The organism is Bradyrhizobium sp. USDA 4341 (assembly GCF_054063755.1).
In genome coordinates this window covers 8,746,896-8,758,185 of the sequence record NZ_JBSSGO010000002.1, presented here as the reverse complement: position 1 = coordinate 8,758,185, position 11,290 = coordinate 8,746,896, and the positions used below count along the sequence as shown (strand labels likewise).

Sequence of the window (11,290 nt, the reverse complement as noted above, 5' to 3'; positions counted from 1 at the left end):
CCCTGTCCAGTTCTGAAAACGGCGCAATCTGTCTAGCTTGGGTCTAGGGGCGCGAATGAGGCGGGTGAGCGCGGCTTATCGGCGCTAGTCCTTGAAAACACGCGAATATTGACCGGCGCCGGTTTTACCTGTCCGCCCCTTTGCTCGCAAGCGCGAGGGTACAACCAAATGCGCGGGGAACCGCTGATCCCCGCTATTAAGTATCTGATTTGTCACACCCTGGAAGCGCATTCTGTGACGATCCACCGCCGCTTTCATCTTTCAACGCGACCCCGGTGATCTGGCGTGCCAGCCCCTCGCGCACAAGCCACGAGATCCTGAATGCGGCTTCCGCATAACTCAGGCCGGCACGGTGGATGTTGGAGATGCAGTTGCGGTCGGCATCGGTGAGGCCGATCCGCGGCGCGAAGGTGAGATAGGCGCCAAGGCTGTCCGGCGCGGAAAGGCCGGGCCGCTCGCCGATCAGCATCACCAGCATGCGCGCGCCGATGATGGTGCCGATCTCGTCACCGAGGGCGACGCGCGCGCCTGACGCGACGATCACCGCACCGGTGTCGATCCCGTCGGCCGCAAGCCGCGGCACGAGGTGCCGGATCAATTCGACGGCGTGCACATTGACCGCGGTCGGCGACAGGCCGTCGCCGATCACAATGGCGCAGGAGCATGCGGTGATGCCGCACCCTTCCAGCGACCGTCGCGATGCTGAGTCCAGCATGCGTCCGAGATCGGGCCGGCGCAGATAGTCGCGCCGGCCGGGCGCCTGGCTCGACACCTCGCGCGGCGTGATGCCAAGGCCGGCAAGACCGGCCGTAATGCCGCTGACATCGAAGGCCGCGTGAACGGCGTCGCGGGCGCGGGCGTGGTCGAGCGTGAACGAGAGCAGCGCATCGGTCGGCAGGCTGGCCCCGAACCGGCCGAGACCGACACGCGCCGGCGTGAGGTCGCGCAAATCGGAAAGCGACGGGGGCGATGGCGCCGGCGGTGTGGTCATGCTGTCATTCGGCGGGTACGGAAGCCTCGCGCAGCCGGATCGAGTAGTTCGAGGCGTTCTGCCGGCCGCTGGAGGCTGCACGCGCAAACGTGATCAGATGATGCGCAACCAGCGTCGCCGAGATCAGCCCCTCGATGTCGCCGCGCTTGAGCCGGCCGAGCGCAAACTTCCAGAACACGCGCTTGTAGTCGCCGAGCACGCCGACCTTCCAGAAGATGTTGCGCAGCATGATCAGGCCGCGCCGGATGTTGGCCCAGCTCTTCATCTCCGGGCTGACCGGCACCTTGATGCGGTTGGCATAGGTGTAGTTGCATTGGTGCAAATAGCGCTCGAACAGCTTCTCGGGCTGGTAGGCGATCTCCATGCATTTGCGCCAGGAGCTGACCACGTCCTCGTAGGGCAGCAGGAACTCGACATTGGAGTCGCGGCCCTCGTCATCGACCAGCCTTCCTGCCTTTTCGAGCCGGTCCCACAGCGGCGTCTTCGGCAGTGCCTGCAGCAGGTTGATGGTGAGGAGCGGAATCCGGGACTCCTCGACGAAGGAGAGCAGCGCGTCAGCGGTCTGGGGCTTGTCGGTATCGAGCCCCATGATGATGCCGGAGACGACCTCCATGCCGAAGGAGTTGATGGTGCGCACGCCCTCCAGGATCGGAACCATCATGTTCTGATCCTTGTGCATCGCCTTCAGCGCGTCGGGATCGGGCGTCTCGATGCCGACGAAGATCGTCACGAAGAAGGCCTCGCGCATCTTCTCCAGGATCTCGGGCCGCTTGGCGATATTGAGCGTGGCCTCGCAGGCGAGCCGCGTGACATACCCGGTCCGCTTCTGCCACTCGATCAGATGCGGCAGCAGTTCGCTCGCCGCCTTGCGGTTGCCGATGAAATTGTCGTCGACGAAATAGACGGTGTCGGTCGCGCCGCAGGCGCGCAGCTTGTCGAGTTCGGCGATGATCTGCTGCGGCGACTTCAGCCGCGGATTGCGGCCATAGAGCCCGGGGATGTCGCAGAACTCGCACTGATAGGGGCAGCCCGACGAGAACTGGATGCTGCCGAGGAAGTACTTCTTGGTTTCCGCGAGCTCATAGGCCGGCAGCGGGAATTCCGTCATCGGCAGGCGGTCGATGGTCTTCAGCACCACCTGCTCGTCGGGGCGACTGGTGTCCTGCTCCAGACGCCTGATCAGCTCATTGGTCGCATCGCCGAGCTCGCCGACATGAAGGTAGTCGAATGAGGGATAGTAGTCCGGGCAGGCACTGACCGATGGGCCGCCGATCGCGACCACCAGGTCATGGTCATGCGCGCGGTGGCAGATATCGTTCATCTGCTGGCGCTGGATGTGCATACCGCTGACGAACACGGCTTCCGCCCACTCGAAATCCTCCGCTGTGGCCGGACGCAGATTCTCGTCGACGAAACGGACCTGCCAGTTCTCGGGGAGGTATGCGGCGATCAGCAGCAGGCCCTGCGGCGGCATGAACGCCTTGACGCCATCGGTCAGAGGATAGGAGTGCTCGAAGGTCCCAAAGGACGACGTATAGCGCGGAAAGACGCAGAGGATACGTCGTGCTGTCTTTATGCCCTCAGCTCTCATCAAACGACCCCGAAGCACCCGCAAATCTAACCATAGCGTGGAACGCTGGGCCAGAAATTCTTCAACATTGTGGCGCTTACCAACGTCACAACGGTGAGATAGTTGCTCTGCAGAATTTCGCTACCCGTCAGGTCAACAGCCTGGCGGCGAGGTCGGGCAGCTGCCCCGCATCGGCAACCAGGCGGAAATCCTGCCCGGCAAGGCCGACGCGCGCCAGCCAGTCGTCGAATTCGGGCGCCCGCTTCAGGCCGAACAGGTCGCGGACGTAGAGCGCATCGTGAAACGATGTCGACTGATAGTTCAGCATCACGTCATCGGCGCCCGGCACGCCCATGATGAAGTTCACGCCAGCGGCCGCAAGCAGCGTCAGGAGATTGTCCATGTCGTCCTGATCGGCCTCGGCGTGGTTGGTGTAGCAGACGTCGATCCCGAGCGGCAGGCCGAGCAGCTTGCCGCAGAAATGGTCCTCAAGCCCGGCGCGGATGATTTCCTTGCCGTCATAGAGGTATTCCGGACCGATGAAGCCGACCACGCTGTTGACGAGCAGCGGATCGAACGCCCGCGCGACCGCATAGGCCCGCGCCTCGCAGGTCTGCTGGTCGACCTGGTGATGGCCATTGGCCGACAGTGCCGAGCCCTGCCCGGTCTCGAAATACATGACGTTGTCGCCGACCGTGCCGCGGCGGAGCGACAGCCCGGCTTCCCGTGCCTCCCGGAGCAACGAGAGGTCGACGCCGAAACTGCGGTTGGCCGCCTCGGTGCCAGCGATCGACTGGAACACGAGATCGACCGGCAGCCCCTGCCCGATCAGGCCGAGCGTGGTCGTGACATGGGTCAGCACGCAGCCCTGCGTCGGAATCCCGAGCCGGGTGATGACGTCGTCCAGCAGCCGCAGCAGGCTGCCGATGACGTTCGGATCGTCGCTCGCCGGATTGATGCCGATGCAGGCGTCGCCCGATCCGAGCAGCAGCCCGTCGAGGATCGAGGCGGTGATGCCCTTGGCATCGTCGAACGGATGGTTCGGCTGCAGCCGCGTGCTCATTCGCCCGCGCAAGCCGATGGTGTTGCGGAAGCGGGTCGTCACCTCGCATTTCTTCGCAACCAGGATCAGATCCTGGTTGCGCATCAGCTTCGACACCGCCGCCACCATCTCCGGCGTGATGCCGCGCGAGATCCGGTTGATCGCGTCTCCAGTGGCGGCATCCGATAGCAGCCAGTCGCGGAAGCCGCCGACGGTGAGCGACGACACCGGCAGGAAGCCGGCAACGTCGTGGCTGTCGAGGATCAGGCGGGTGACTTCGTCGTCCTCATAGGGGATGACGGGCTCATCGAGGAATTGCTTGAGCGGAACGTTGGCAAGCGCCAGCCGCGCGGCGATCATCTCCGCGGCGCTGTCGGCGGCGATGCCGGCCAGGCGGTCGCCGGACCGCGGCGGCGAGGCCTTAGCAAGCAGGATGCGCAGATCGTCGAATGCATAATTGGTGGCGTCGATGGTGTGACGATAGAGCATGGGGATTCGCGTCGAGGCTGGGGACGGCGTAACCTAGCACCTCTTTGCGAAAGTCGTGCCATCAGCTTCGCCCGGTGCGCCGGGGGATGTTGATGAATGATGATGATGATGGCGGTCCGTCATTCAACATGGCGGCAAGGCGCCGCCACCCGGTCGCCTCGGAGAATCTCATAAGACATTGGTATTATTTAGAGATTTTAACGGTTGCGGCGGCGCAGAACGCACGCGTTAAGAAATTGTCCATGAAGATTTTGCATAAGCTTTAATTGGCCGAAGGTACTCCCCGGCCTCTTGGAGTGCCCGCAATGCCGTCCCCCGTCACATCCCCCATCTCCACATCCCGGCCTCCAATGGCATCCCGATTCTCGCTTGCTGCCAGGCTGTACTCGACGTTTGCGCTGATTGCGGCGCTGACCGCAGCCATCACCGTCCTGTCCGACTACAACGCGCGGCGCAATGCCGAGCTGACCGCGGCCGTCGACCTAGCAAGCCGCGCCGCGCTCAATGTCGAGCGGGTCAACTCGCTGGTTTACGCGGTGGTGATGGAATCCCGCGGCATCTACATGTCGACCGAACCTGCGGCGGTGAAGAAATACGGCGACGGGCTGCTGGCGTTCAACGACCGCATCCTCGGCGTGGTGAGGAACTGGGAGACCCTGGTGCAGGCCGACGACGCCGCGCAGTTCGCGGTGTTCAAGAAGCGCATCGAGCAGTTCATCGAGTTCCGCAAAGAGCTGGTCCGCCGCGGCATCGAAATCGGCGCCGCCGCCGGGCGCGAGTGGGGCGACAACGACGCCAACCGCGACGTGCGCACCGCACTGAACAAGGATCTCGAGGCGCTTTCCAAGGTCTACGCAGAGCGCAGCAAGAAGCTGGCACAGCAGACCGACACCAACCGCGAGTTGGCGCTGCTGCTGACCGGGCTCGGTGCGGCGGCCCTGATTGTGGTGGTGCTCGGCGTGCTGATCATCGCCCGCTCGGTGGCGCGGCCACTGTCGCAGATCACCACGACCATCAAGCACGTCGCCGAGGGCGCCGACCATGTCGACGTGCCACACGTCGGGCGCAGCGATGAAATCGGCGCGCTGGCACGCGCCATCAAGGTCTTCCAGGAGGCGATGGACCGCAATCGCAGCCTGAACGCGCAAGTCGTGCAGGACTCCGAGGCCCGCGACGCCCGCGGCCGGCATATCGAAAGCTTCGTCGAGACGTTCCGCGGCACCATCGGTGAGGTGCTCCGCGCGGTGCACGACAACGCTGCGACGATGCGTCAAACCGCGCAGACCATCGCGACCGTCGCGGCGGACGCCAGCGGCCGGACGGTTGCGGCAGCAGGCGCGACCGAACAGGCCTCGAGCAACGTGTCTGCGGTGGCGAGTGCAGCCGAAGAGCTCTCCGCCTCGGTCGAGGAGATCGGCCGCCAGGTCAAGCAGTCGTCGGGGGCGGTCGATCAGGCAGGTGCGCGCACCGACCGGTCGATCACCGAGATCGAGAGCCTTGCCGCCACCACGCAGCGCATCGACGGTGTGCTGAGCCTGATCCAGGCAATCGCCGAGCAGACCAACCTGCTCGCGCTCAACGCCACCATCGAAGCCGCCCGCGCCGGTGACGCCGGCCGCGGCTTCGCGGTCGTTGCGCACGAGGTCAAGGCGCTGGCCGGGCAGACCGCCAAGGCAACCGCCGAGATCAGTGAGAATGTCGGCCTTATCCAGGCCTCGACCCGCAACTCGGTGGCCGCCGTGCGCGAGATCGGCCAGGCGGTGCGCGAGATCAGCAACGTCACCGCCAACATCGCCAGCGCGATCGGCCAGCAGGACGCAGCCACGCGCGAAATCTCCGCCAATGCGCAGATGGCCGCCCAGGGCAACGAAACCCTGGTGACGAATGTCGGCTCGCTCCGCGACGACATGGACCAGACCAGCAAGGCGGCGGAATCGGTGCTCGCGGCATCGAACGATCTGACCGCAACCGCCGAAACGCTGTCGCGCGAGGTCGAGCAGTTCTTCCGCAACCTGCGCAGCGACGCCGCCGAGGACCTGCGACGGACCGGAACCTGAACGGATCAGCCGATCCGTCCGGGCCCCGCGCGACAGGTTCCGACCAACCTGGAATGGTTAAGACTATCGCAACGCACGGGCGCAAATTGCCGGTGCTTGAGGTCGCCTTTCTCAATTTGATGCCCCTATAGAAACGGACAGAGCGCGGGGGCGCGGGGAAGTGGAAGCGAGCAATGAACGGGCTGTTGCCAAAGCCGAGGGCGGTGCCGACCAAACGACTGCTTGCGCTCGGGATCGGTCTCGTCTTGTGCTTTTCGGCGATCTGCGCGTCCATTCTCTGGGAAATGGCCGGCAAGGACTATCAGCATGCGAAGCAAGGCGCGACCAACCTCGTCGCCTCCATCGCCAGCGAGATCGACCGCAACATCGAGCTCTATGACCTGTCGCTGCAGGCGGTCGCCGACGGCGTCAAGCTGCCGGAGCTCGGCAAGATCAGCCCGGAGCTTCGCCAGGTCGTGCTGTTCGACCGTGCCGCCACCGCCAAGGATCTCGGCTCGATCCTCGTGCTGAATACGGCGGGAGACGTCACGCTCGATTCCCGGACATTGACGCCGCGGACCGCAAATTTCGCCGATCGGGACTTCTTCCGGGTGCATCAGGCGCGAGCGGACAGCGGACTGTTCATCAGCGCTCCCTGGGTGACTTCGGACGGCGAATATCTGATCAGCCTGAGCCGGCGCATCAGCAATGACGACGGGTCCTTTGCCGGCGTGGTCGCGGGCAGCATGCGGCTCAGCTATTTCCACAATCTGTTTCGCAAGCTGAGCTTCGGCCTCGGCGACAGCATGGCGTTGTTCAACACCGACGGCGTCATGCTGATGCGGGCACCGTTCGACATCGGCAAGATCGGGCAAAGCATCAGGGACTCACAGGTCTTCAGGCAGTTCCCGGCACGGCAATCCGGCTTCTACATGACGAAATCGGTCGTCGATCACGTCAGCCGGCTCTATGTTTTTCAGGCGGTCGGACACCATCCCCTGCTGATCGCCGAGGGCCTCGCGCTCGACGGCATCTATGCCGACTGGTGGCAGCAGCTCTGGCTGATCGGAAGCGTGGTGGCGGCGCTCTGCGGCTTCTCGATCGTCCTGATGTTCTACCTGCTGGCCGCTCTCAAACGGCGGGCCGCCGCGGAAGGCCGGCTCGCGCACCTCGCGAACACGGATGCGCTGACGGGCCTCGCCAACCGCCGCCGCCTCGACGATACGCTTGACGTGGAATGGCGGCGTGGCATGCGCGCAAAGGCGCCGGTGTCGCTTCTGATGATCGACGTCGATCATTTCAAGGCCTTCAACGACACCTACGGCCATCAGGCCGGCGACGCCGTGCTCGCCACCGTGGGACGGTGCATCGCAACCAGCACCAAGCGCGCAACCGATCTCGGCGCGCGCTATGGCGGCGAGGAGTTTTCGGTGCTGCTGCCCGGCATCGGCAAGGCGGGCGCATTGGAGGTTGCCGAACGGATTCGCGCGAAGCTGACCGCCGCGCGTGAATCCGAGCATGAGTTGCCGACCATCAGCATCGGATTGTCCTGCCTCGTCCCGGATCACGAGCGCACGTCGCGCGATCTGCTCAAGGCCGCGGACCTCGCGCTCTATCAAGCCAAGCATGAAGGCCGCGACCGCGTCATCATCAGCCCGATCGGGTGGGACAAATCGGGCCAGCGGCAGGTCGCCTGATCGCGATCGCGGCGGCGCGGCCGAACGCCCGGCCCGCCCTCGCGGCTCATCCCACCGGCAACACGTCGACGGCGACGCTGAGCTTCTGCTTGCGCGCGCCGACGATGACGCCGTCGACCGGCGAGACATCGGCGAAGTCGCGGCCGATGGCGAGAATGATGTGATCGTTGGCGACCATGAGATCGTTGGTCGGATCGAACCCGACCCAGCCGAGTTCGCTGCCGCACCAGACCGACACCCAGGCGTGGGTTGCATCCGCGCCCTGCAGCCGCGGCTGGCCCGGCGGCGGAATCGTGCGCAGATAACCACTGACATAGGCCGCCGGCAGACCGAGGCCGCGCAGTCCGGCGATCATCACATGGGCAAAATCCTGGCAGACGCCGTGGCGTTTCTCGAACACGTCGCGAAGCGGCGTCGAGATCACGGTCGCCTTCGGATCGTATTTGAAGTCGCCGCGGATGCGACGCATCAGGTCGGCCGCACCGGCAAGGATGCCGCCGCCGGGCGAAAAGCTCGCGGAAGCGTAGGCCGTCACCGGCCGCAGCACCGGCACCAGCGCGCTGGCGAAGACGTAGCCGACCGGCGAGCCCGCATCGAGGCTCAATGCCTCGAACGCGTTGTCGCGCACGCACTCCCAGGACGGGCTCGCCGCGTCACGGAGCGGCGGCTGCCGCGCCACCGAGACCCGCGAGCGGGAATCGATACGAAGGCTGCGATGCGCGGTCTCGATCAGGACGCTTTCGGTCAGCGTGCCGAAAAAGTCGCGCCGCGCGGTGCGCTCCGCAGGCTTCGGACGAATCTCGACCGAATGGGAAACCAGCTCCTGCCCGTCGCCGGTGATCGGCTCCAGCCGCAGCGAGCAGCGCGCGAAGCTGACCTGGGTCTCGTAGCTGTAGGTCGTGACGTGACGGATGTCGTAGATCACGCCAGCCCCGTGAGCTTCTCCGGCCGGCTGGCGTTCGGTCCGTGCGGGAAATAATGCAGCCCGACCGAGTCGGCGAGGTTGAGCAGGTCTTGCTCCAGCGCAAACAGCGTCTTGACGTCGAGACTGCTGGCCTCGGCCGTCGTCAACATCGCCTCGACCGCAACCGCGAGCCGCTGCGGCCGCTCGATCAGGCCATGCTCCTTCAGGCTCGGCAGCGCGGCGATATGCTCGTTCAGCGCCGCGACCTGAAATGCGACCGAGCGCGGATTGTAGGGATCGAGCACGGCAAGATCGCGCACCGGCGTGAGCAGCGGCTGCACCAGATAGCGCGAGCGGTAGGTGATCTGGCAGTCGACCAGCGTGAGCAGGACGTCGAGGTCTTCGTCACCGGCTTCGTCATAGGCGAACTGACGGGCAAAGCGTGTGGTGTTGATGGCGCGCTCGGCACGACGGCCCATCTCGAGGAAGCGCCAGCCGGCCGCGCGGTTCATGTTCTCCTGCGCGAGGCCTGCGAAGCTTGCGAGCTCCTGCAAGGTCAGCTCGGCGGCGCTGACGACGCCGTCATCGTCGTGAACCTCGATCGCGAGCCGATCCGCCATCTCGGTGATGACCTGCCAGGCGTCCGGCGACAGCCGCTCGCGCAGCGAGGTCGCGGTGCGCTGCGCCGATCGCACCAGCGACAGCGCCGAGCCGAACTTCTCCTCGTTCTGCAGCGCTTCGAGCGCGACCTTGGCGGGATTAGCGCGCGCGGTCTGCGAGGCCGCACCCCAGGCAACCAGCATGCGCTGGATGCGCTCGGCCGAATGCATCGCCGGCGTCGAGCCGGTCGCATTCGCCCGCGCCGGATCGCGCAGCGGCGTGCACAGCGCGCGGATCAAGCGAATGGTGGCCTCGGCGCGCTCGAGATAGCGGCCGAGCCAGAACAGATTGTCGGCGGCGCGGCTCGGCAGCACACCGGCGATGCGACGGATGCGGACGGTGTCGACCGCCGGCAGCAGGGTCGAGGTCGCAACCGCCTTGTCGGAGACCACCCAGACGTCGGCGGACACCGCGCCATCGCCCATCGACACCGCGCGCGCATCCGCCCGATCGGCAATGCGGCAGAAGCCGCCGGGCAGCACGGTCCAGCCGTTCGGCGTCGCCGCCGCGAACACCCGCAGTACGAACGGACGCGGCGCGATGCGGCCGTTCTCCCACACCGGCGTGGTCGACAGCCGCACCAGCTCCTGTCCGACATAGTCGATGCCGCGATGGCTGATCGCATCCTTCAGGCGGTCGCGGTCCGCAGCCGACAGTTCGCCGGGCAGCACGGGGCCGTGGCCTGGAAAATCAGCAACGCCGCGGCCATAGGCGCCTTCGATTGCGAATTCGTCGAGCCGCGACAGCACCTGCTCGCGCGCGGACTTCTGGCCGCACCACCAGGTCGCGATGTGCGGCATCATCAGGTCTTCACTGAGCAGACGCCGGCACAGACTGGGCAGGAAGCCGAGCAGCGCCCTCGCCTCCATCACGCCCGAGCCCGGCATGTTGGCGACCACGACGCCGCTCTTGCGCAGCACCTCGACGAGCCCGGGCACGCCGAGATAGGAGGAGGCGTCGAGCTCGAGCGGATCGAGCATGTTGGAATCGACCCGGCGCAGCAGCACGTCGAGCCGCTTCAGTCCGGCGACGGTGCGGATGTGGATGCGATCGCCGGAGACCGCGAGATCGTCACCCTCGACCAGCAGGAAGCCGAGATAGCGCGCAAGCGTGGCATGCTCGAAATAGGTCTCGCTGAATGCGCCGGGCGTCAGCAGGCCGATCCGCGGTTCGTCGCGGTCGGCGCTGGCGCGCAGTGAATCGCGGAACGCCTCGAAGAACGGCGCGACGCGCTCGACATTCATCGACTTGTAGAGATTGGAGAAGGCGCGCGACAGCACCAGGCGGTTTTCCAGGGCATAGCCGGCGCCCGACGGCGCCTGCGTGCGATCGCCGAGCACCCACCAGCGGCCGTCAGGCCCGCGGCCGATGTCGGCAGCGTAGAGATGCAGATAGCGGCCGCCCGGCGGCTTGATGCCGCTGACCGCGCGCAGATACTCGCTGCTGCCGGCGATCGCTGCCGCGGGGATGGCACCGTCAGCAACGAGACGGCCGTCGCCGTAGAGATCGGCCAGCACCATTTCCAAAAGCTGCGCGCGCTGCGCGACACCGGCGGCGAGCTGGCGCCAGTCGGCTGCGTCGATGATCAGCGGCAGGTGGCTGAGCGGCCAGATCCGGTCCGAGGTATCTCCGGGCGCGCGATAGGTAACGCCGGCCTCGCGCAGATGGCGATCGGCGGAGGCGAAGCGACGCTCGATATCGGCCGGCGACAGCCCGGCAAAGGCATCGAAGAAGCGCGCCCAGACCGGCCGCGGCGCGCCGTTCTCAGCAATATATTCATCGGGAATGCCGGGCAGCCGGACATAGTCGCGGGTCCATTGCGCCATCCGGCGCTGGCCGGGACGGGCCCTGCTCTCCTGACTGCTACCTTGACTGCTTCCTTGGCCACCCGATGCGGTCAT

Annotated in this window: 8 protein-coding genes; 3 read left to right on the top strand and 5 right to left on the bottom strand. The window is 65.8% G+C overall.

Annotated features, from left to right (window positions below; all coding sequences use genetic code 11):
* Positions 1 to 196 precede the first annotated feature (196 nt).
* From eutC to ACVIGB_RS46760, 3 genes are all read right to left on the bottom strand, one after another.
* Entirely contained in the window at positions 197 to 991 is a 795-nt protein-coding gene (eutC, locus tag ACVIGB_RS46770; RefSeq protein WP_456724171.1) for an ethanolamine ammonia-lyase subunit EutC, read from the bottom strand.
* Between the two features lie 4 nt (positions 992 to 995).
* Positions 996 to 2,582, bottom strand: a complete 1,587-nt coding sequence (locus ACVIGB_RS46765; protein ID WP_456724172.1) for a B12-binding domain-containing radical SAM protein — start codon at positions 2,580 to 2,582, stop codon at positions 996 to 998.
* Between the two features lie 127 nt (positions 2,583 to 2,709).
* Positions 2,710 to 4,092 (bottom strand): ethanolamine ammonia-lyase subunit EutB, encoded by a 1,383-nt coding sequence (locus tag ACVIGB_RS46760; protein WP_456724173.1) that lies wholly within the window; start codon positions 4,090 to 4,092, stop codon positions 2,710 to 2,712.
* A gap of 92 nt (positions 4,093 to 4,184) precedes the next feature.
* Here ACVIGB_RS46760 and ACVIGB_RS46755 point away from each other — a divergent pair, with 92 nt between their 5' ends.
* From ACVIGB_RS46755 to ACVIGB_RS46745, 3 genes are all read left to right on the top strand, one after another.
* Complete coding sequence (locus ACVIGB_RS46755) at positions 4,185 to 4,358, top strand: hypothetical protein (RefSeq protein WP_456724174.1); 174 nt, start codon at positions 4,185 to 4,187, stop codon at positions 4,356 to 4,358.
* 84 nt (positions 4,359 to 4,442) lie between these two features.
* A complete protein-coding gene (locus ACVIGB_RS46750; protein ID WP_456724175.1) occupies positions 4,443 to 6,149 on the top strand; it encodes a methyl-accepting chemotaxis protein in 1,707 nt (568 codons plus the stop codon).
* A gap of 173 nt (positions 6,150 to 6,322) precedes the next feature.
* A complete protein-coding gene (locus tag ACVIGB_RS46745; protein WP_456724176.1) occupies positions 6,323 to 7,825 on the top strand; it encodes a diguanylate cyclase in 1,503 nt (500 codons plus the stop codon).
* A 46-nt stretch (positions 7,826 to 7,871) separates the two neighbouring features.
* Here the strand turns inward: ACVIGB_RS46745 and ACVIGB_RS46740 are convergent, their stop codons facing one another.
* Positions 7,872 to 8,750 (bottom strand): transglutaminase family protein, encoded by an 879-nt coding sequence (locus ACVIGB_RS46740; RefSeq protein ID WP_456724177.1) that lies wholly within the window; start codon positions 8,748 to 8,750, stop codon positions 7,872 to 7,874.
* On the bottom strand, positions 8,747 to 11,290 hold the full coding sequence (locus ACVIGB_RS46735; protein WP_456724178.1) for a circularly permuted type 2 ATP-grasp protein: 2,544 nt from the start codon (positions 11,288 to 11,290) through the stop codon (positions 8,747 to 8,749). Before ACVIGB_RS46735 ends, ACVIGB_RS46740 begins: the two co-directional genes overlap by 4 nt.